The organism is Acidovorax sp. 59, from assembly GCF_002754175.1.
Lineage (GTDB): Bacteria > Pseudomonadota > Gammaproteobacteria > Burkholderiales > Burkholderiaceae_C > Acidovorax > Acidovorax delafieldii.
Genome location: NZ_PEET01000001.1, coordinates 4,547,791 through 4,568,300, shown reverse-complemented (window position 1 = coordinate 4,568,300; position 20,510 = coordinate 4,547,791). Strand labels below are relative to the sequence as shown.

19 protein-coding genes and 1 pseudogene are annotated in these 20,510 nt (G+C 66.0%); 15 read left to right on the top strand and 5 right to left on the bottom strand.

Annotated features, from left to right (window positions below):
• Positions 1-153: 153 nt before the first annotated feature.
• The 3 genes from CLU87_RS20925 to CLU87_RS20915 are packed head-to-tail and all read left to right on the top strand — an operon-like array spanning position 154 to position 3,106.
• Complete coding sequence (locus CLU87_RS20925; protein ID WP_099732290.1) at positions 154-915, top strand: response regulator; 762 nt, start codon at positions 154-156, stop codon at positions 913-915.
• Positions 912-2,231 carry a HAMP domain-containing sensor histidine kinase gene (locus CLU87_RS20920; RefSeq protein WP_099731675.1) on the top strand — a complete coding sequence of 440 codons (1,320 nt, stop codon included), beginning with the start codon at positions 912-914 and terminating at the stop codon, positions 2,229-2,231. The genes CLU87_RS20925 and CLU87_RS20920 overlap by 4 nt, the downstream gene beginning before the upstream one ends.
• A 2-nt stretch (positions 2,232-2,233) precedes the next feature.
• On the top strand, positions 2,234-3,106 hold the full coding sequence (locus CLU87_RS20915) for a DUF72 domain-containing protein (protein ID WP_099731674.1): 873 nt from the start codon (positions 2,234-2,236) through the stop codon (positions 3,104-3,106).
• Here CLU87_RS20915 and CLU87_RS20910 read toward each other — a convergent pair.
• Positions 3,084-3,386 (bottom strand): acylphosphatase, encoded by a 303-nt coding sequence (locus tag CLU87_RS20910; RefSeq protein ID WP_015011840.1) that lies wholly within the window; start codon positions 3,384-3,386, stop codon positions 3,084-3,086. The two genes, CLU87_RS20915 and CLU87_RS20910, sit on opposite strands and share 23 nt — an antisense overlap.
• A gap of 70 nt (positions 3,387-3,456) precedes the next feature.
• Here CLU87_RS20910 and CLU87_RS20905 point away from each other — a divergent pair, with 70 nt between their 5' ends.
• The 3 genes from CLU87_RS20905 (at position 3,457) to CLU87_RS20900 (ending at position 7,731) form a co-directional block, all read left to right on the top strand.
• On the top strand, positions 3,457-3,693 hold the full coding sequence (locus CLU87_RS20905) for an ATP-binding protein (RefSeq protein ID WP_099731673.1): 237 nt from the start codon (positions 3,457-3,459) through the stop codon (positions 3,691-3,693).
• A gap of 2,374 nt (positions 3,694-6,067) precedes the next feature.
• Positions 6,068-6,217: a hypothetical protein gene (locus CLU87_RS23285; protein WP_158236092.1), complete on the top strand. Its 150-nt coding sequence runs from the start codon at positions 6,068-6,070 to the stop codon at positions 6,215-6,217.
• A gap of 122 nt (positions 6,218-6,339) precedes the next feature.
• Positions 6,340-7,731, top strand: coding sequence for a homoserine dehydrogenase (locus CLU87_RS20900; RefSeq protein ID WP_099731672.1), 1,392 nt, complete (start codon positions 6,340-6,342; stop codon positions 7,729-7,731).
• A gap of 112 nt (positions 7,732-7,843) precedes the next feature.
• Here the strand turns inward: CLU87_RS20900 and CLU87_RS20895 are convergent, their stop codons facing one another.
• Positions 7,844-8,479, bottom strand: a complete 636-nt coding sequence (locus tag CLU87_RS20895; protein WP_056742577.1) for an FMN-binding negative transcriptional regulator — start codon at positions 8,477-8,479, stop codon at positions 7,844-7,846.
• 1 nt (position 8,480) lies between these two features.
• The gene (locus CLU87_RS20890; protein WP_056056850.1) at positions 8,481-8,960 is read right to left on the bottom strand and encodes an OsmC family protein; all 480 of its coding nucleotides are present in this window, start codon (positions 8,958-8,960) and stop codon (positions 8,481-8,483) included.
• A 97-nt stretch (positions 8,961-9,057) separates the two neighbouring features.
• On the opposite strand from CLU87_RS20890, the gene CLU87_RS20885 reads away from it, so the two are divergent.
• Positions 9,058-10,509 carry a PLP-dependent aminotransferase family protein gene (locus CLU87_RS20885; RefSeq protein WP_099731671.1) on the top strand — a complete coding sequence of 484 codons (1,452 nt, stop codon included), beginning with the start codon at positions 9,058-9,060 and terminating at the stop codon, positions 10,507-10,509.
• A 16-nt stretch (positions 10,510-10,525) separates the two neighbouring features.
• On the opposite strand, the gene CLU87_RS20880 is transcribed toward CLU87_RS20885, so the two are convergent.
• On the bottom strand, positions 10,526-11,635 hold the full coding sequence (locus CLU87_RS20880; RefSeq protein WP_099731670.1) for an MBL fold metallo-hydrolase: 1,110 nt from the start codon (positions 11,633-11,635) through the stop codon (positions 10,526-10,528).
• Between the two features lie 152 nt (positions 11,636-11,787).
• On the opposite strand from CLU87_RS20880, the pseudogene CLU87_RS20875 reads away from it, so the two are divergent.
• The 4 genes and pseudogenes from CLU87_RS20875 to CLU87_RS20865 form a co-directional block, all read left to right on the top strand.
• A pseudogene (locus CLU87_RS20875) lies at positions 11,788-12,402 on the top strand (TetR/AcrR family transcriptional regulator); the annotation flags it as partial.
• A gap of 210 nt (positions 12,403-12,612) precedes the next feature.
• Positions 12,613-13,152 carry a gamma carbonic anhydrase family protein gene (locus CLU87_RS20870; protein ID WP_099731668.1) on the top strand — a complete coding sequence of 180 codons (540 nt, stop codon included), beginning with the start codon at positions 12,613-12,615 and terminating at the stop codon, positions 13,150-13,152.
• A complete protein-coding gene (locus CLU87_RS23220; protein WP_143227309.1) occupies positions 13,149-13,997 on the top strand; it encodes a GIY-YIG nuclease family protein in 849 nt (282 codons plus the stop codon). The genes CLU87_RS20870 and CLU87_RS23220 overlap by 4 nt, the downstream gene beginning before the upstream one ends.
• Positions 13,998-14,070: 73 nt before the next feature.
• Entirely contained in the window at positions 14,071-15,939 is a 1,869-nt protein-coding gene (locus CLU87_RS20865; RefSeq protein WP_099731667.1) for a radical SAM protein, read from the top strand.
• A gap of 100 nt (positions 15,940-16,039) precedes the next feature.
• Here CLU87_RS20865 and CLU87_RS20860 read toward each other — a convergent pair whose 3' ends face one another.
• The gene (locus tag CLU87_RS20860) at positions 16,040-16,339 is read right to left on the bottom strand and encodes a hypothetical protein (RefSeq protein ID WP_099731666.1); all 300 of its coding nucleotides are present in this window, start codon (positions 16,337-16,339) and stop codon (positions 16,040-16,042) included.
• 163 nt (positions 16,340-16,502) lie between these two features.
• On the opposite strand from CLU87_RS20860, the gene dinG reads away from it, so the two are divergent.
• The 4 genes from dinG (at position 16,503) to CLU87_RS20840 (ending at position 20,459) form a co-directional block, all read left to right on the top strand.
• On the top strand, positions 16,503-18,665 hold the full coding sequence (dinG, locus tag CLU87_RS20855; RefSeq protein ID WP_099731665.1) for an ATP-dependent DNA helicase DinG: 2,163 nt from the start codon (positions 16,503-16,505) through the stop codon (positions 18,663-18,665).
• A gap of 62 nt (positions 18,666-18,727) precedes the next feature.
• Complete coding sequence (locus tag CLU87_RS20850; RefSeq protein ID WP_056743179.1) at positions 18,728-19,084, top strand: zinc ribbon domain-containing protein YjdM; 357 nt, start codon at positions 18,728-18,730, stop codon at positions 19,082-19,084.
• A 148-nt stretch (positions 19,085-19,232) separates the two neighbouring features.
• The gene (locus tag CLU87_RS20845; RefSeq protein WP_099731664.1) at positions 19,233-19,736 is read left to right on the top strand and encodes a pyridoxamine 5'-phosphate oxidase family protein; all 504 of its coding nucleotides are present in this window, start codon (positions 19,233-19,235) and stop codon (positions 19,734-19,736) included.
• Positions 19,737-20,033: 297 nt separating this feature from the next.
• Entirely contained in the window at positions 20,034-20,459 is a 426-nt protein-coding gene (locus tag CLU87_RS20840; protein ID WP_056057652.1) for a hypothetical protein, read from the top strand.
• Positions 20,460-20,510: the final 51 nt, after the last annotated feature.

The window sequence follows — 20,510 nt, the reverse complement described above, 5'->3', positions numbered from 1 at the left end:
GACCTCATTGAAGCCAGCGCAGGTATCGGCGATTTGTCTGGCCAGGGGCTTTTGGTATGCGCGCTTGTCGATGCACCGGGCAGACAAGTTGAGATACATATCTGCCCACCCAGCCCGTACCGCTGCACCACCAAAGCCCGGACAATGGCCGCCATGACGACGACGCCCGCTCCCGACCACATCCTGATCGTCGATGACGACGCCGGCATCCGCGAACTGGCTGCCGAGTACCTGCAGCGCCAGGGCTTGCAGGTGAGTGTGGCCGCCGACGGGCGGCAAATGCGCGAGGTACTGGCCACGCAGCGCATCGACCTGCTGGTGCTGGACCTGATGCTGCCGGGCACCGACGGCATCGCACTGTGCCGCGAGCTGCGCAGCCCGGGCGCGCCGCCGCTGCCCATCATCATGCTCACCGCACGCAGCGACGAGGCGGACCGCATCCTGGGCCTGGAGCTGGGTGCGGACGACTACCTGACCAAACCCTTCGCCGCGCGCGAGCTGCTGGCACGCATCCACGCGGTGCTGCGGCGCACGCGCATGCTGCCGCCCAATCTGGCCAAGGCCGAGCCCGCGCGCCACCTCACGTTTGGGGACTGGCGGCTGGACACCACCGCACGCCACCTGCTCGATGCCACGGGCGCAGTGGTGGCGCTGTCGGGCGCCGAATACCGTCTGCTGCGTGTGCTGCTGGACCACCCGCAGCGCATCCTCACACGCGACCAGCTGCTGCAGCTCACACAGGGGCGCGATGCCGATGTGTTCGACCGCTCCATCGACCTGCTGGTGAGCCGTGTGCGCCAGCGGCTGGGCGATGGCGCGCGCGGCTCGCGCTACATCAAGACGGTGCGCAACGAGGGCTATGTGTTCTGCGCCGATGTGCAAACTGCGGCAGCCGCCGCAGGAGCTGCGCCATGACGCTGCGCTGGTGGCCGCGCTCACTGTTCGGGCGCATCCTGCTGGTGATGGCACTGGGCCTGGCGCTGGCGCATGCGCTGACGTTTGTGCTGGCGTTCACCGAGCGCAGCATGACCATGCGGCGGGCCATGGTGTCGTATTTCGCCAGCGACGTGGCCAGCTCGGTCGCCATGCTGGAACGCCTGCCTGCCACCGAGCGCGCACAGTGGGTGGACCGGCTGGCGCGCCGCAACTACCGCTTTGCACTGGCCGAACCCCTGGACGCACCTGCCGACCCGTCCCAGCTGGCCCGCCTCGTTGCCAGCGCTGTGGCGGCCACACTGCCCACTGACCGCCCGGTGCAGGTGATCGACCCCCATGTGCCGGGCATCGAGCTGCGGCTGCAACTGCGCCTGGCCGACGGTACGCCCCTGGCCGTGGACATGGACGAGCCCCGGCTGCAGATATCGCCCTGGGTGCTGGGCGCGCTGGCACTGCAGCTGGCGCTGCTGGTGGGCCTGTGCGCGTGGGCCGTGCGTGCAGCCACGCGACCCCTGAGCACGCTGGCCGATGCGGCCGATGCGCTGGGCGCCGACCGCCCCACCGTGCCGCTGGCTGAAGACGGCCCGCGCGAAGTGGTGCGCGCCGCCGTTGCCTTCAACCATATGCAGCAGCGCATCCAGGCGCATCTTCAGGAACGCATGCAGATCCTGGCCGCCGTCTCGCACGACCTGCAAACACCCATCACCCGGCTGCGCCTGCGCGCGGATCTGCTGGACGACACCACGCTGCGCGACAAACTGCACGCCGACCTGGCCGAAATGCAGTCGCTGGTAGAAGAGGGCATTGCCTACGCGCGCTCATCGCAGGCCGTGCGCGAGCCCCCGCAGCGCGTGGACCTGCGCGCGCTGGTGGAGAGCATTGCGCGCGACTACGCCGATGCCGGCCTGCCGGTACAAGTGCTGCAGGCAGTAGATGTGACCTGCGACACCCGCCCCCAGGCCCTGCGCCGCCTGCTGTGCAACCTGGTGGACAACGCGCTCAAGTTTGCAGGCGCCGCCGAGCTGACGCTGGAGGCAGAAAGGCCAGGCCAGTGCCTGGTGCGTGTCATCGATCATGGGCCCGGCATCCCCCCGGCGGACCTCGCCGCCGTGCTGCAGCCCTATGTGCGGCTGGAAGATTCGCGCAACCGGGGCACCGGTGGCACCGGTCTGGGCCTGGCCATTGCCAGCGAGCTGGCCAAGGCCCTGGGCGGCCGCCTGGTGCTGGGGCCACGCGCGGACGGCGCGCAGGGGCTGGAGGCGCGGGTAGAGCTGCCAGAAGCGCTCCCGGCATAGGCATGCGCACCAGCGCCGCTGCTACAGTGGCCGCTCCGTGGACTCTCAAAAAGGGCAACGCCGTGGACACACCTGTCAGCACCCCGCAGAGCGAGATCAACGCCAGCAACCCGCGCATCCGCGTCGGCATCGGCGGCTGGACCTTCGAGCCCTGGCGCGGCAACTTCTACCCCGCAGGACTGGCGCACAGCAAGGAGCTGCAATACGCCAGCCGACAGCTCACCGCGATTGAGGTCAACGGCACCTACTACAGCACCTTCAAACCACCCACCTTTGCCAAATGGCGCGATGAAACGCCCGAAGGCTTTGTGTTCTCACTCAAGGCCAACCGCTTTGCCACGCACCGGCGCGTGCTGGCGGACGCGGGCGATTCGATCGCGCGGTTTGTCGACAGTGGCATCTCGGAACTGAAGGGCAAGCTCGGGCCCATCGTGTGGCAGTTCATGCCTACCAAGGTCTTTGAGCCGGGCGACTTCGAGGCTTTTCTGGCGCTGCTGCCACAGCAGGTGGAGGGCCTGCAGCTGCGCCACGCGCTGGATGTGCGCCACCCGAGTTTCGCGACGACAGCGTTTGTGGCGCTGGCGCGCCGGTATGGCTGCGTGCCTGTGTACACCGACTCCGACCAATTTCCGGCCATCGCGGATGCAGAGGCCAACTTTGCCTACCTGCGGCTGATGCGTGGCCAGGCCGATGTGCCCACGGGCTACACCGCCGATGCGATTGCGCAATGGGCACAGGGCGTACGCACCTGGACCAGCGGCGAGCGGCCACGCGATGTGTTTGTGTACTTCATCAATGGCGCCAAAGAGCGGGCGCCGGCAGGGGCGATGGAGTTGCTCAGGCAGCTGGGCGCTACACCGTCTCGCGCTGCGTGAAGCCCTGCGGCGCCTCGCCGCCATCGGGCACATTGCCTACCACCACGCGGTCCACCCGCGCATGTGCTGGCCCCTGGTGCGCCCAGTCGATCAGCGCCAGCACGGCGGGTTCCGGGCCCCAGGCGCAGGCCTCCACGCGGCCATCCTGGCGGTTGCGCACCCAGCCCGTCACGCCCAGTCGATTGGCGGCCTGCGCCATGGACCAGCGGTAGCCCACGCCCTGCACCTGGCCGGTGATCAACAGATGGCGGGTGATGGTGGAGTGGGGTTCTGCGTTCATGGGGGGCACTGTAGCGCGCTCCTTGTGGGGAGCCCGCTCCAGGGGCACACTGACAGCACCACCGCACCCCATGACCACCACCCCCAAGGCCCTGCCCACCATCGACCCCCAGCGCTGCACCGGCTGCGGCTGGTGCATTGCGGTGTGCCCGCCGCATGTGCTGTCGCTGCAGGTGTTGGGCACGGGGCCCTGGGGCCCCAAGTGCTCCACCCTGCACGATGCGCCCGGCTGCACCGGGTGCGCTCTGTGTGCGGTGCGCTGCCCGTTTGATGCGATCACGATGCTACGCATACTCGCGCCCGACTAAACACAGCAACACCGCCCGGGCGAGGCAAAAATTTTGAATGGACAAAGGAGGTCCAGTCGATATAGTTGACGCGCCGTGTGCTCGTAGCCGGGTCTATGTAAGCCGCCAGAAGATTCGGAAGATCTGGTTTGCCATAAGCCAGGCAAATTGTTACGTCCGTTGGATTGCTACGACGTTGCGGCTTTGGCTTGAAGATGTCGTGTCTTGCATAGGACGACCGCTGTTGTGGCCGTCAGGCAACGCTCCACGGGTCATGACATATACGTTCTTACATTCTTTCATACCGCTCTGCCATGCATCTATGCAGTCCCTCTGATAAAACCTCGCGCACTCCCCTCCCCATGGCCCGCCAGACCAAGCGTCGGCTCTGCGCTACGGCGCTTTTTTCTGCCGTCTTGCTGAGCGGCTGTGGCGGGGGTTCTTCGGACACGGGGACGAATCCGTCCTCGCCAGCCACCGGCTCCGGAACATTGCTGCGCATTGCGGCTGAAGCTCCGGGTAGCAACTGTGCGGCTGGAGGTGTCCGTATTCAGTCGGGCATGGATATCGATGCCAACGGTGTTCTGGCCGATTCAGAGGTTTCATCAACGCAGTACGTATGCAATGGCACGGGGGGCTCCAATGCCGGGCCAGGCACTGGCGGTACGAATGGACTGTCCACACTGGTGCGCTTGCGTCCGGAACCTGCGGGTGCGCAGTGTGCCCAAGGCGGGTCAGCGGTCCTCGCGGGACTGGACGCAAATCGCAACGGAGTACTGGAAGACGCTGAAGTCACGAGCACAAGCTACGTCTGTAACGGAGCGGCGGGTGCGCCCGGAGGCTCGGGACCTGCCGGCAGCGCGGGTCACGACAGCCTGCTCTCGCTGACTCCCGAGTCGCCCGGCGCCAACTGCGCTTATGGCGGTCAACGAGTGCAGTCTGGCCTGGACAGGGACAACAATGGGGTGCTCAGCGTCGGGGAAGTGACCTCAACGTCCTACCTGTGCAGCGCCGCGCCCGCAGACACCCAGTGGGTCAACGTGACGGGCACTGCGGTGCAAGCTGTCTCCAACACCGGCTACCTGGCCAACAACCCCAGCGCCCGGGTCGTCATCACACTGCCCACCGCTCCCGCCATCGGAGACTGGATCAAGGTCACTGGAGTGGGTTCCGGTGGTTGGACCATTGCGCAGAATGCAGGCCAACGCATTGCCACCCGCAGCTTGGCGGGCGGCATGAACATTACGTGGACGCCACAGGCTTTGACGGGGAGTTGGACTGCAGTCGCTGTATCTGCCGATGGCACCCGGCAAGTCGCTGCCTCCTCGTCCGGCGAGCTCTATACAAGCACCAATTCAGGTACCAACTGGATACTGCGTCTTACGGGCCAGACATGGAGCGGCGCAGCCACGTCGTCCGATGGAACCAAAATCACGGCAGTCACCAATGGAGGCTCCATCTACCGTTCAACAGATGGGGGGGCTACATGGTCGAATGACGGCAGCTCACGTGCATGGAGTGCGGTTGCCAGTTCGGCCGATGGTTCGCGCCTTGTCGCAACGGCGTACCTGGGGACCATATGGACCTCCTCCGATGGAGGCACCAGCTGGACATCGCGCGAGAGCAATCGCGCGTGGCGCGCAGTGAGCTCATCTTCCGATGGGCGCGTTTTGGTAGCCGCCACCAATGGCGCGCAGCTGTATGTGTCTACCGACTATGGCGTGACATGGGTGGCCAGAGCCACGGCTCAGTTTTGGTGGAGCGTGGCCTCGTCAGCCGACGGTCAGCGTCTATATGCAAGCGTTGACACGGGTGCCATCTGGACCTCCAGTGACTCCGGTACTACTTGGGAATCGGTGGGAGCCAACCGAGACTGGCGTGGGATTGCCACCTCTTCGGACGGCCGTTTTGTTGTGGCGGCCACCTCCGGGGGAACCCTGTATGAATCGTCGGACTTTGGTGCAACCTGGAGATCCACTGCCAGCACTGGAAGCTGGAACCCCATTGCGAGTAGCAGCGACGGTTTGACGCTGCTGGCGGGCAACTCTGGCAGCGCTCTATACACAGGTTCTCGCAGATCCTTCACGACGCTAGGTGTAACAGGATCCCTCTCTGGTGGGCAAGAAGATGCGTTGCAACTGCAGTAAGTCGGCGCAGGACTTTTCATGCCGATCAGCTACGTGCTGGCAGGCCTCCAATTCACCGTGCAGTAACGCTTGTGGGCTTTGGCGTGCATTGCACGCCTCGGCAAAGCTACACGCGTGGTGAAGAGCAGAAAGCGATCAAATCAGTGGCAATCAGAGGTTGTTAATGCGCGGGCTGGGACCTGGAACATTCGTGCACCCTCCCGCGTACTTGACAGGTCTGCAATCGGCTGCGTTACACTGCGCTCTTCATGTTGTTCACCTCTCTCCCCATCACCACCGCACGCGCCGCTGCCTTCCAAGGCATGGGCATGATGCCGCCCGCACTCACGCGGGCCAATGGTGAACAGCGGGCACTGGGTGCACGAATGATTACCACCATTACCACCGCGGCCACCTGAGCACGCGCAGGTGGCCGTTTCGGCAGCCACCTGGTGATCGCTCTCTTCTCCCCCAAGACGAATGCACGAAACCCAGCTCTGGCAGCTGGGTTTTTTTGTTTGTTCGTTAGCCGGAGAAGTCCATGTACCGCGATCCCGTCCAGTCCCTCGAAGCCCCGTTGTTGCCGTCGTCCGCCACGGCCATGCGCCCCCTGCGCGTGGGCATGATTGGCATTGGCACTGTGGGCGCAGGCACCTTCCGCGTGCTGGCGCGCAACCAGGCGCTGATTGCGGGCCGGGCGGGCCGCGGCATCAAGCTGGTGGTGGTCTGCGCCCGCAGCCTGGCCCGCGCCATGAGCGTGGTGGGCAAGGACGTGGCGCTGACCAACGACCCCATGCAGGTCGCCACCCACCCCGACGTGGATGTGCTGGTGGAGGCCGCGGGCGGCACCGGCCCCGCACGCGACTGGGTGCTGGCCGCCATCCGTGCGGGCAAGCATGTGGTCACGGCCAACAAGGCGCTGCTGGCCGAGCATGGCAACGAGATCTTTGCCGCAGCACGCCAGCACGGCGTGGCCGTAGCCTACGAAGGCGCGGTGGCGGTCAGCATCCCCATCGTGAAGGCGCTGCGCGAGGGCCTCACGGCCAACCGCATCGAGTGGGTGGCGGGCATCATCAACGGCACCACCAACTTCATCCTGAGCAAGATGCGCGATGAAGGCGTGGGCTTTGCCGAAGCGCTGGCCCAGGCCCAGGCGCTGGGCTACGCCGAGGCCGACCCGACGTTTGACATCGAGGGCATCGACGCGGCGCACAAGATCTCGCTGCTGGCGGCCAATGCGTTTGGCATGCCGGTGCGTTTTGCCGATGCGCAGGTGGAAGGCATCACCGCGTTGCAGGGCCTGGACGTGGCCTGCGCCGAGCAACTGGGCTTTCGCATCAAGCTGCTGGGCGTGGCCAAGCGGCGCAATGATGGCGAGGTGGACGGCGTGGAGCTGCGCGTGCAGCCCGCACTGGTGCCCGCCACACATTTGCTGGCGCATGTGAACGGGTCGATGAACGCCGTGATGGTCAAGGGCGATGCGTCGGGCGTGACGATGTACTACGGCGCGGGTGCGGGGTCGGAGCAGACCGCGTCGGCCGTGATTGCGGACCTGGTGGATGTGGCGCGGCTCGATGGCACCCATGCGGCGCAGCGCGTGCCGCACCTGGGCTTCCACCCCCAGGCCGTGGACGAGCAACTGGCAGTACTGCCCCGCGCGGCCGTGCACACCCGCCACTACCTCCGCGTGCCGGTGCACAGCGCGCAGCAGATCGAGGCCGTGGGCGCCTGGCTGGCTGCGCAGCACGTGCCCGTGCTGCAGGTGGCACTGGCGCATGACAAGGCCTTGCCCTCCGGCAGCGGCCCCCAGGTGCTGGTGCTGACCGATGCCGTGGCGCAGTCCACGGTGGACCTGGCCGTGTTTGCACTGGCGGCGCACCCTGCGGTGGCGGGGCCGGTGGTCACGCTGCGGGTGGAGACGCTGGAAGGGTGAAGGGCGCCTGAAAACGCTTTAGCACGAGGTTTTGGCGCCAAAACGGGCTGTGGCGCTAGTGCATCATGCCTGAGATGCTATCAATTTTGATAGTCCCTTCCGGTCGCAGCCATCACGCCATCAACCGGCCCAGCACGAGCGCCGCCATGTCCTCGGCCGCGCTGGTGCCCTCCGCCATCAGGCCCTGCACCACACCGGCGCGATCGGTGTCGGTGCGGTTCTGGCTCACCTTCCAGATGCCCTCCCAGCGCTCCACCGCCAGCTCGATGCCCACGATGGCGCGCAGCAGCTTGTCGATGTAGTCGGGCGGCGCGTCGTCGATGCGCCAGGGGTCGGCGCGGTGGGCCTCGTGCTGCTCGCTCAGGGTGTGCAGGATGCCGCGCAGGCGTGCGGGGTCGTCAAACGCGCTCAGTGCGCCGTGGGCGTGCACGGTGGCGTAGTTCCAGGTGGGCACCTGCTTGCCATCCAGGGCCTTGGACGGATACCACGAGGGCGACACATAGGCCTGCGGGCCGTGGAACACCGCCACCGCCTGCTGGGGCAACAGCGGCCACAGCGCGTTGGCGCGCGCCACATGGCCGATGAGCGTGCCCTGCGGGCCGCGCGCAGGGTCCAGGTACAGCGGGATGTGATTGACGTGTTGCGCGCCTTCGTGCGCAATGACCAGCGTGGCCAAAGGCTGGGCACGTACCAGGGCTTGCTGGGCAGCGGCATCGGCCACCTGAAACTGCCGGTTGGGGTTGGCCATGTCAGCCCCTTTCCACTTCAAGCACCGGGGCGCAGTCGATCTGCGTCTTGACCGAGTTGGCCAGAAAACACGATGTGTGGGCGCGGTGGTGCAGGTCGTCCAGCTGGGCAGCGCTGGGCGCGTGCGCCGCGTCAAAACATGTGACGGGGCGCAAGTGCACGTGGGTGACGACCAGCTGGCCCTCTGCGTTCTTGGCCATGGTGCCCACGGCCGCGTCGGTGTAGCGGTTGAGCCGATAGCCCGCGCGGCTGGCGAAGTCCATGAACCACAGCATGTGGCAGCTCGACAGCGCGGCGACATAGGCTTCTTCCGGGTCCACCGCCGCCGCGTCGGAGTACGGCAGCGGCACCACATGGGGCGACGACGACGCGGCCACGGTGGCGCCGCCGTCAAACTGCCAGGTGTGGGCACGGTGGTAGCGCTTGTCCAGAAAGTCGTCGGTGCCACGGGACCAGGTGATGGTGGCGGTGTGCTCGGCCATGGGGTGCTTTCAAGAGGATCGGACCCGTTAGGGGACCCGGGTTTCTACAATGGTTCTTCAGTTTATGAGTACGTCACCCCATTGAAAGGGCCAATTTGTGCCCAGCCCCGGAACCAATCGAACCACTGCCACCCTGCGCCAGCAGGTGTATGCGCAACTGCGCCGCGCCATCGAGCAGGGCAGCCTGCGCGCAGGCACCCGCCTGCCACCCTCGCGCGAGCATGCGGCCAGCCTGGGCGTGTCGCGCAACACCGTGCTGTGGGCCGTGCAGCGCCTGCAGGCCGAGGGTTATGTGGAAGCCCGCGTGGGCGACGGCACCTATGTGTCGCAGGCCGTGGCCGCCACATTGCCTGCCCCGCAAGGCCTGGTGGCGCCGCCCCGGGGCCTGTCGCGCCGGGGGCAGTTGATAGCCGACACGGCGGCGCGCTGGCGCCCGCCCCTGGCGGCGGCCAAGGCGTTTCGCATTGGCGCGCCCGAAGTCGCCACCTTTCCGTTTGCGCTGTGGGACCGCCTGACACGCCAGGCCAGTTCAGGCCAGCGCAGTAACCGCGCGCAATACCTGGACCCGGCTGGCGACCCCGACCTGCGCCAGGCCGTGGCGCAATGGCTGTGGGCTTCGCGCGGCATCCGCTGCGATGCGGCGCAGGTGGTGGTGTGCTCGGGCTCGCAGCAGGGCATTGACCTGATTGCGCGGCTGCTGCTGGACGTGGGCGACGAGGTGCTCGTGGAAGACCCCGGCTACCCCGGCATCCGCGCCAGCCTGCTGGGCCACGGCGCGCTGGCGCGGCCAGTGGACATGGATGGAGACGGCCTGCGCATCGACACCGCTGCGGCGCAATGGCCGAACGCGCGCATGGCCGTCGTCACACCCACGCACCAGTTCCCCACCGGCGTGTGCATGGGCCTGGCGCGACGGCAGGCGCTGCTGCAGTGGGCGCGCACGTACGACGCCTGGGTGGTCGAGGACGACTACGACGGCGAGTTCCAGTACGGCAAGAACGATGGCAAGGCCCAGCGCGTGCCCGCGCTGTGCAGCCTGCCGGGCTCGGAGCGCGTGTTGTACGTGGGCACCTTCAGCAAGACGCTGCACCCCGGCATGCGCCTGGGCTTTGTGGTGGTGCCGCCCGCGCTGGTGGAGGCCTTTGCCATGGCCCGCGCCATCACCGACCGGCATGCACCGGGCGACACCCAGGCGGTGCTGGCACGTTTCATTGCCGAAGGCCACCTGCTGCGCCACCTGCGGCAGATGCGCGAGCTGTACCTGCAGCGGCAACACACGCTGCGCGCCGCACTGGCCGAGGCCAGCAACGGCGCCTGGCAACTGGCCACCAGCGATCGCGGCATGCACCTGCTGCACGAGGTGGCACCCGGCACCGACGACGAAACCCTGAGCCGCCAGGCGCTGGCGGCGGGCGTGATGCTGGCGCCGCTGTCGCGCTATGCGATGCGGTCGGCGCGCCGGGGCTGGCTGCTGGGCTATGCGGGGTTTGATGATGCAGAGATCCGCGCGGCCGCTCGCGTGGTGGGCGGCCTCGTGCGTCAGCGGTGATGCGGGCGCTGGTGCTTCACCACGCGCCGGGCTGAGGGGCCAGGGCCGTGCCAAGGCGCTCCGGCTGAACCACAGCCTGCGGCTCCACCTTGCGCCACCAGTGCGTGGACAGTGCGGGCGCGCGGATGTCCAGCCGCTCGCCCATGATGGGCGCCACCAGCGACACCTGCGCTGCTGCCGCGAGCGCGGTGATGCGCTCGAACGGCTCCACCCACGGGTGCAGCGACAGGTCGAACGTGCCGTTGTGGATGGGGAACAGATGGCGCCCCTTCACGTCCAGATGGGCCTGCAGGCTCTCCTCGGGGTGCATGTGGATGTCGGGCCAGTCGGCGTTGTAGGCGCCCGTTTCGATCAGCGTCAGATCGAACGGGCCGAACCGCTCGCCAACGGCCTTGAAGCCGTCGAAGTAGCCCGTGTCGCCACTGAAGAAGACGCGGACTTGGTCAGCGCCTTGACCCGCGATCAGCACCCACGAGGCCCACAGCGTGCTGTTGCCGTCCGACAGGCCCCGGCCCGAGAAATGCTGCGCAGGCGTGACCACCAGCTGCAGCCCGCCGATGGTGGTGCCCTGCCACCAGTCAAACTGCTGCACCTTGGCCGCCGGCACGCCCCAGGCGATGAGCCGGTCGCCCACGCCCAGCGGTGTGATGAAGTGCTCCACCTTGGGCGCGAGTTTCTGGATGGCTGCGTAGTCCAGATGGTCGTAATGGTCGTGCGACAGGATCACGCCAGTGATGGGCGGCAGCTCGTCAATCGTGATGGGCGGCGCGTGAAAGCGCTTGGGGCCCAGGAACTGGAACGGCGAGGCGCGCTCGGAAAACACCGGGTCGGTCAGCCAGAACTGGCCGTTGATCTTGAAGAGCAGGGTGGAGTGCCCCAGGCGCCAAAGGCTCAGGTCGGGCGCGGCGAGCAAATCCGACCGCATCACGGCATACACCGGCACGGGCTCTCGCGGCACCGAGTCGTCGGGCTTGCCCGTAGCAAAGCGCCACATCACCTGTAACGTCTTGAGGGCGCCCAGCGCATGGCGCGGTGCCGCGTTGCGAAACTTGCCACCCGCGAACTGCGGCGACTGTTCATAAGCGGCCACCGGCTGGGCGGCGCGGGAAAAGAGGCTGTAGGCCATGGCGATCAGTACAACGAAGACGACACAAAGTGCCGGGAGCAGACGGCGGCGGCGGGCGATGGAGAGTGACACCGGATCTGCGACATAGAAATTACACTGCACAGTGTAGTTCACTTTTTAGAAAAGTAAACTACCCGGTGTAAAATTTGCGCATGAACGCCTCCCAGCCCACCCCTCGCCTGACCGACCGCAAGCGCGATGCCATCGTGCAGGCCGCCATCGGCGAGTTCCGCGAACACGGCTTCAACGGCACCAGCATGGACCGCGTGGCCGCAGCGGCGGATGTGTCCAAACGCACGGTGTACAACCACTTCCCAAGCAAGGAAGAACTGTTCGAAGCCATCCTGCTGCTGATGTGGGAGCGCAGCCAGTCACCCGACGAACTGGCCTACACCCCCACGCGCCCGCTGCGCGACCAGCTGCTGGAGCAGCTGGCGCAAAAGATGCGCCTGCTCAACGACGCGAGCTTCATCGACCTGAGCCGCGTGGCCATGGCCGACATGATGCACACCCCCGAGCGCGCGCGCGGCATCACCGCCAAGCTCTCGGCCAAGGAAGAGGGCCTGCCGCGCTGGCTGCGCGCGGCCCAGCAGGATGGCCGCCTGCGCGCCACCATGGATGTTCCCTACGCCGCGCAGCAACTGCAGGGCATGGTCAAGGCCTTCGCGTTCTGGCCCCAGCTGGCCATGGGCCAGCCGCCCTTGAGCGCCGCACAGCAAGCGCAAGTGGTAGGGGATGCGGTGGACATGTTTCTGGGGTTCTACGCCGCGCCCACCCAGGAGGCCAAGTTCCCCGTAAAAAAGGCCCCGGCTGGAAGCACGGGCAAGGCAGCGGCAGCCCCTGTTGCCACCTCTGCGAAACCTGCCCCTCGCCGCGCCCCAGCGCGCTGACCCACGCCACCACCCTGGCCAGCAAACCAGCGTGAGGTGCGATTTGCACTACGCTCGCCCGTTCTTTCCACGCAGCCTGACACCAAGATGCCCCTCGCTCCCTACCTCGACACCGCCCCGGTCCTGGACACCGGCGTTTTCATCCACGACTCTGCCCAAGTCATCGGCGACGTCACGCTAGGCCGCGACAGCTCGGTGTGGTGCAACGCCGTGCTGCGCGGCGATGTGAACCGTATCACCGTGGGTGTGTGCAGCAACGTGCAGGACCTGACCATGGGCCATGTGTCGCACCGCAACGCCAGCAAGCCCGAAGGCTCGCCGCTGGTCATCGGCGACTACGTCACGGTGGGCCACTCGGTGATCCTGCACGGCTGCCGCATCGGCAACGAATGCCTCATCGGCATGGGCTCCATCGTGATGGATGACGCCATCATCGAAGACCGCGTGATGCTGGGCGCAGGCAGCCTGGTCTCGCCCGGCAAGGTGCTGGAGAGCGGGTACCTCTACATCGGCCGCCCTGCGGTGCGCCAGCGCGCGCTCACCGATGCAGAGATTGCGTACCTCAAGTATTCGGCCGAGCACTATGTGCGGGTCAAGAACAACTATCTGGGGAGCGACAAATCGTGATTAGCTTTTTTGAGTTGCTGCGTACCAAGGGCTTTCAGGCAGACCCCGGGAAAGTAAAGCTTGTGCGCCATAAGGGCGACGATTTGGATATGGATGCGCTGCGACGCTCAGGTTGGTTTGAAACCTACCAACAATTTCAAGGTCGCCCAGTTTTTGATGGCTGTTCTCACATAGTCGCGACGATTGGAGAAGAAGGCAGCGCTAGCCGCTTCGTTGGCGTGTATAGCGTTGGAAGCCGCGCTACTGCAGCTGCAGCGCTGCTTGCGCCTGAGTGCCCTTACCCAGAATGGGCAGCACAAGAGCGGGTGCACTACACACTTTCCAAATGCTCTGGATTTGAAGATCTGGAGGACCGTGTTGTGATTGATTGGGGGAAAGGCGCACTCGCTTGGCACCAATGGTTCACAGATCGCCCAGTGCTTGAGATACGGCGACAAGGGAGGGTACTGCCGCCGTTCAAGGACTTTCTGCGAGTTCATATATCGTTTGCGGAACTGAAGCTGCTCACACAGAACCCTGGCGCCCATGCGGACTGGATGGCAGCTCTCTCGGCTGTCGGTGGGATTTACCTGATTGTCGATGGGTTGACCGGTGCGCAGTATGTAGGTTCCGCGACAGGGGCAGGCGGCATCTGGCAACGCTGGTGTGACTATGCAAAAACGGGGCACGGGGGCAATCAGCGTCTCGAAAAAATCTGTCTCGAACCAGGAGAGCGAACGCAACATTTCAACTTCTCCATACTGGAAACGTTCTCGCGAAGTTTGGTGCGTGACGAGGCCATTCGCATCGAATCCTTCTTTAAGCAAAAGCTGGGCACGCGCGTGTTTGGTTTGAACGCGAATTGAGCAAATTCGTATTGCGCGCCATGCAGCAGAAGGCTCCCTTATGACTCAACGCGTCCTCTCCGTCATCCCCCCGATGACGCAGCTGAACACGCCATACCCCTCCACCGCCTACCTCACGGGCTTTCTGCGTTCGCGGGGGGTGACGGCGTTCCAGGAAGACCTGGCATTGGCGCTGGTGCTGCGCCTGCTCTCGCCCGAAGGGCTGCGTGCGGTGGCGGCCCAGGTGGATGCGCTGCCCGCCAAAAAGCAGAGCCCCGCCGTGCAAAGTTTTGCGGCGCAAAAGGACCGCTACCTCGCCACCATCGGCCCCGCCATTGCCTTCTTGCAAGGCCGCGACAGCACGCTGGCGCACCGCATCGTGGGAAGGAACTACCTGCCCGAGGGCCCGCGCTTTGCCACACTGGATGTGTATGTGGATGACGAAGGCGGCGACCCGCTGGGCTGGGCCTTTGGCGCGCTCGGCCTGACGGACAAGGCCAAGCACCTGGCCACGCTGTACCTGAACGACGTGGCCGATGTGCTGCGCGACGCGGTGGACGAGCGTTTTGAGTTTGTGCGCTATGCCGAATCGCTGGCGGGCAGCCAGCCCACGTTTGACCCGCTGGCCCAAGCACTCGCTGCGCCGCCCACGCTGGTGGACGAGTTGCTGGAGCAGCTCACGCACGAAGCGATTGCCAAGCACCAGCCCAGCGTGGTGCTGCTGTCCGTGCCGTTCCCGGGGTCCGTGTATGCGGCGTTCCGCATTGCCCAGGCCATCAAGGCGCGGCACCCGCACATCGCCACCGTGCTGGGCGGCGGATTTGTGAACACCGAGCTGCGCGAACTGGCCGACCCACGTGTGTTCGACTTTTTTGACTATGTGACGCTGGACGCGGGCGAACGCCCATTGCTGGCGCTGCTGGAACACCTGCGCGGCGAGCGCGGCCGCCAGCGCTTGGTGCGCACCTTCGTGCGCGGTGAGGATGGCGCGGTGCAGTACATCAACATGATGGAAGCCGACATCGCCTTTGCCGAGGTGGGAACGCCCACCTGGGACGGCCTGCCGCTGGACCGCTATCTATCGCTCCTGGACATGCTCAACCCCATGCACCGCCTGTGGAGCGACGGGCGCTGGAACAAGCTCACCGTGGCGCACGGCTGCTACTGGAAGAAGTGCAGCTTCTGCGACGTGAGCTTGGACTACATCAGCCGCTACGAAGGCGCCAGCGCCGCCGTGCTGGCCGACCGCATCGAGCAGATCGTGCACGAGACGGGGCAGACCGGCTTTCATTTTGTGGACGAAGCCGCGCCGCCCAAGGCGCTCAAGGCGCTGGCTACCGAGCTGATCGCGCGCAACGCAGGCATCAGCTGGTGGGGCAATGTGCGGTTTGAAAAAACCTTCACCCCCGACCTGGCCGAGCTGCTGGCCGACAGCGGCTGCATTGCGATCTCGGGCGGGCTGGAGGTTGCATCGGACAGGCTGCTCACGCTGATGAAAAAAGGCGTATCGGTCGACCAAGTGGCGCGCGTGACCCGGGCCTTCACCGACGCGGGCATCCTGGTGCATGCGTACCTGATGTACGGCTTTCCCACCCAGACCGTGCAGGATACGGTGGACGCGCTGGAGTACGTGCGCCAGCTGTTCGCCAACGGCTGCATTCAGAGCGGGTTCTTCCACCGCTTTGCCTGCACCGTGCACTCGCCCGTCGGCAAGAACCCCGAGGAGTACGGTGTGACCCTGGCGCCCCTGCCCCCGGGCGACTTCGCCAAGAACGACGTGGCCTTCATCGACCCCACGGGCGTCGACCACGACGCGCTGGGCGGCGCGCTCAAGAAGGCCATCTACAACTACATGCACGGCATCGGTCTGGAAGAAGACGTACGCACGTGGTTCCCGTTCAAGGTGCCCAAGACGACGGTGCGACGTGACCGGATCGAGCGCGCGCTGCGCGAGCGGGGGTGAATGCAACAGGCGATACAGCTACCACCTTCAAAGAAAATGGCCGCTAGCGCTTTCTGTATAAGCGCTGATAGCTATCAATAGCGAAGCATTCACAAGGCTATCAACGCTTTTGCTTCTGGTAAGCCTTGTCGGCCGGTGGCCCCCGATCGGTGTCTTGCAACCCACGCTGCACATCACGGTAGGCCTGCTCGATTTGCGCGTCGGGCTTGCCATGGGTCATGTCCACCGACTCGTCACGCTCGTGGGGCAGCTTGGGCTTTTCTTCCTTCGCAGCAGACTGCCCCGCCTTCAGCGGTCCCTCCGTGTCGGGGCCGGGGGCTTGGCGTTTGGTGGTGTCGATGGACGGTTCTGGGCCGGTGGGGGCGGGGGTGGTTTCGTCGGGGTGGGTGTTGCGGGGCATGGGGTCTCCTGGGTGGGGACCGCAGCGGGTCCCGTCCTGTGGATCATAAAAACGCCCCCCTCGTCGCCGTGTAGGCCCAGAGGCCATCTACCCGACGGGCGATGGAGACGGCGCACACACACCCTTGGCGCGGCGGGCCCCCCAAGCCATGCGACACTACTGTATGTCTCAACAGGTGTGGGCCGCACAGGCCCTTGAATCTTTCGATGCGGTGGTGTCGGCCACCGAGGGTTTTCGCAGCCGCGCTGGCCAGCGGCTGATGGCGCAGCAGGTAGCACGCACGTTCAGCAGCGCCACGCTGGGCAAGGTGGATGAAGAAAGTGGCGAGGCCGCGCCCACGCGCTCAATTGCCGTCATCCAGGCGGGCACGGGTGTGGGCAAGTCGCTGGCGTACTGCGCACCCGCCATTGCGCTGGCGCTATCGCGCGGCACGCGGGTGTTGATCTCTACCGCCACGGTGGCGTTGCAAGAGCAGCTGGTCAACAAGGACCTGCCCGCGCTGGCCGCACTGCTGCCCCAGCCCTTCAAGTTTGCGCTGGCCAAGGGGCGCGGGCGCTATGTGTGCAAGCTCAAGCTCGACCGCCTGGCGGGCACGGGCGAGGCGGAGGAAGAGGGCGAAGACGACCTGTTTGCCGAGGAGGAAGCGGCCGCCCGCGCCAAGCGCCCCCGGCACGAAACCGAGGCGCGCATCCAGTTCTATTCGACGATGGCGCAGACGCTGTCGAAAGGCGCCTGGGATGGTGACCGCGACAGCCTGGACATGCCGCCCGAGCCCGAGGTGTGGAGCCCCGTGGCGGCCGAGGGCGCATCGTGCACCGGCAAACACTGCCCGGCTTTCAGCCAGTGCACCTACTACGACAAGCGCAAGGAGCTGGTGGGCGCGCAGGTGATCGTGGCCAACCACGACCTGCTGCTGTCATCGCTGGGCGCGCGCGTGTTGCCCGAGCTGGACAACTGCCTCCTGGTGCTGGACGAAGCCCACCACCTGCCCGCCACGGCGCTCGACCAGTTTGCGTGCAGCATGGACCTGTCGCGCATCACCTGGATCGAGCGGCTTGCCAGCCGGGGCCTGCGCATTGGGGCACTGTTGGAGGTCGAAGAGATTGCCGACATCCCCAAACATTCGGCCCTGCTGCGGCAGACGCTGCAGGACCTGGCGCGCATCGTGATGGATGTGTACGGCGCCCAGCTCAAGAGCCAGCCCAGCGCCTGGGGTCCGGCGCGCGTGCGCGTGCCACGCGGCGAATTGCCCGAACAGCTCATTGCGCCGCTGGGCCTGCTGGCCGCCAGCGCTGAGGGCTTCCTCGACGCCCTGCGCGCCATCAGCAAAGCCCTGCGCGCCGAGATGCGCGACAAGCCCGACGAGGCCAAGCGGCTGTCCACGCTGTATGCGCAGATTGGCATGCTGGCCCCGCGCCTGGAAGAGCTGCATGCCACCGCGCAACTGCTGCTGCAGGATGCGCCCGAAGGCGCGGTGCCCGCCGCCAAATGGTTCACGCTGGAGGTGGATGGCGACTTCATCGTGGTCAAGGCGCATGCCAGCCCCATCCTGCCCGGCACCACGCTGCGCAACCACCTGTGGAGCGCGGTGCGCGGTGCGGTGCTGACCTCGGCCACGCTCACCAGCTGCGGGCACTTTGACTTCTTCTTGCGCGAGGCGGGCCTGCATGGCGATGAAGCCACCACCACGCTGGAGGTGCCCAGCCCCTTCAACTACGCCGCGCAGGGCACGCTGATTGCCGCCGAGACCCGCGCCGACCCCAAGAACGCCGCGCAGTTCACCACCGAGATGGTCGATGCGCTGCTGCACGACATTGCCCGCGTGGAATACGGCGCACTGGTGTTGTTCACCTCGCGCGAGCAGATGCGCCAGGCCGTGGATGCATTGCCCACCGCCATGCGCAGCGTGGTGCTGGTGCAGAACGCGCTGCCGCGCACACAGCTGCTGCGCCGCCACCGCGAGCGGGTGGAGAACGGCGAGCCCTCGGTCATCTTCGGCATGCAGTCGTTTGGCGAGGGGCTGGATTTGCCCGGGCGGCTGTGCGAATCGGTCTTCATCACCAAGCTGCCCTTTGCCCCGCCCGACGACCCCGTGGGCGAGGCCCGCGCCGAATGGCTGCGCGCCGTGGGGCGCGACCCCTTCAGCGAGCTGGTGGTGCCCGCCACCGCCATCCGCCTGGCGCAATGGGTGGGCCGCGCGATCCGCACCGAAGAAGACATGGCGCATGTGTACTGCTACGACAAGCGCCTGACGCGCACGAGCTACGGCCAGCGGCTGCTCAAAGGGCTGCCGCCGTTTGCGCTGGAGCAACGCGCGCCGCTGTGAAGCGGCGACACTTTGCGCACCCATTTCACAACCACTACAACAACGACAGAGAGGACCCCACCATGCCCCACACCGTTCCCGCCTGCCCCCAGTGCGGCCAGGAGAACACCTACCCGGATGGCAGCAACTATGTGTGCCCCGACTGCGCCTTTGAATGGCCGCAGGTGGCCGATGCAGCGGACGCCGACGCCGATGCAGGCGACGGCATCGTCCGGGATGCCAACGGCAACCCGCTGGCCGACGGCGACGCGGTGATCCTGGTGAAAGACCTCAAGGTCAAGGGTTCGTCGTCCACGCTCAAGAAGGGCACCAAGATCAAGAGCATCCGCCTGGTGGATGGTGCCGATGGCCACAACGTGGACTGCAAGACGGACCTGGGCAGCATGCTGCTGAAGTCGGAGTTCTTGAAGAAGGCCTGATGGAGGAGGGCGGCGCCCCTGTGTCAGACAACCGCCCACAGGCATCGGCGTTCCCCGCCGACGCCCTGGCCGCCCCATGGTGCCTAGAGTCAATCGATTGCAGTGCCCGCACTCTTCGATTGATTCCCTACCGCCTGCTGGAGGCCCCATGCACCCCAACTCCCCCGCCCACGACACCTTGTGGAAGCTCATCAAGGACATCCGTTTTGGCATGCTCACGCACCGCACGTCCACAGGCATGCTGCACGCGCACCCGCTCACCACGCAAAACCGGCAGCTCGATGAACAGGCCGAGCTCTACTTCTTCATCTCCCAGTCGGGCGAGCTGTACGAACGCCTTTTGACCGATGGTGAGGTGAATGTGTCGTACGCCGACCCGGGCGAGGACCGCTATGTGTCCGTGTCAGGCCAGGCGCGTTTTGTGGACGACCGCGCGCTCAAGGAAGCCCTGTGGTCGCCCATGGCCAAGGCGTGGTTCCCTGGCGGAGCGACCGACCCGGACCTGGCACTGCTGGTGGTGCGCGTTCGCCACGCCGAATACTGGAACGTGGACGAGAGCAAGATGGTGCAACTGTTCCAGATGGCCAAGGCGGCCTTCACTGGCGAGCCGCCGCGCAGCCTGGGTGAACACAAGGAACTCACGCTGTTCTGAGCGCCTGTGGACGATCCCTCGGGATCGGCCTGCAGGGTGTGAGTGGAGCCCCTTTCCCCAGGGCGGTGCAGCATCTGCACCGCCATCCTGCGGGTCTCCGGGGCAAATTTCAGGCAAAACCGGGCGCTAGCGCTACAGAAACATGGCTTGTTTGCTACCATTTTGGTAGTGAGCGCATGCAGTACCTCCTGGGGCCCGTAGGCCCCATTCTTTTTGGGCAGCTCTTGCAAAGCAGCCAAACACCATCCATATTCCATCCATACACCATCTGTCTGGATGTTCTTTGGAGTGTGCTTGATGAGCAACCTGGTTCCCACCGCCCCCGCACGCAGCAAGGTGCCCGAGTCCGAGAAGGTCACCATCAACCTCGGTTTTGTGGACCTGGGCCACATTGACCTGCTGGTGTCCGAAGGCTTTTACGCCAACCGCACCGACTTCATCCGCACCGCCATCCGCAACCAGCTGACCGCCCAGAACGACGCGGTGCGCCAGGTGGTGGCCCGCAAGATGCTTGTGCTGGGACTGCAGCGTTTTGGCCGGGCCGAGCTGGAGGCCGTGTTGGCGGCAGGCCAGGCGCTGGAGATCCGTGTGCTGGGCCTGGCCAGCATCGACGACGACGTGCCGCCCGCACTGGCGCAGGCCACGATCGCCTCGGTGACGGTCTTGGGCGCGTTCCACGCCAGTGCAGCCGTCAAGGCCGCGCTGGCCGGGCGCATGCATTGAATCCCCGTACACAGACCGCAGCGCGTCGCCAGTGCCCGCCCGTGCCCGCAC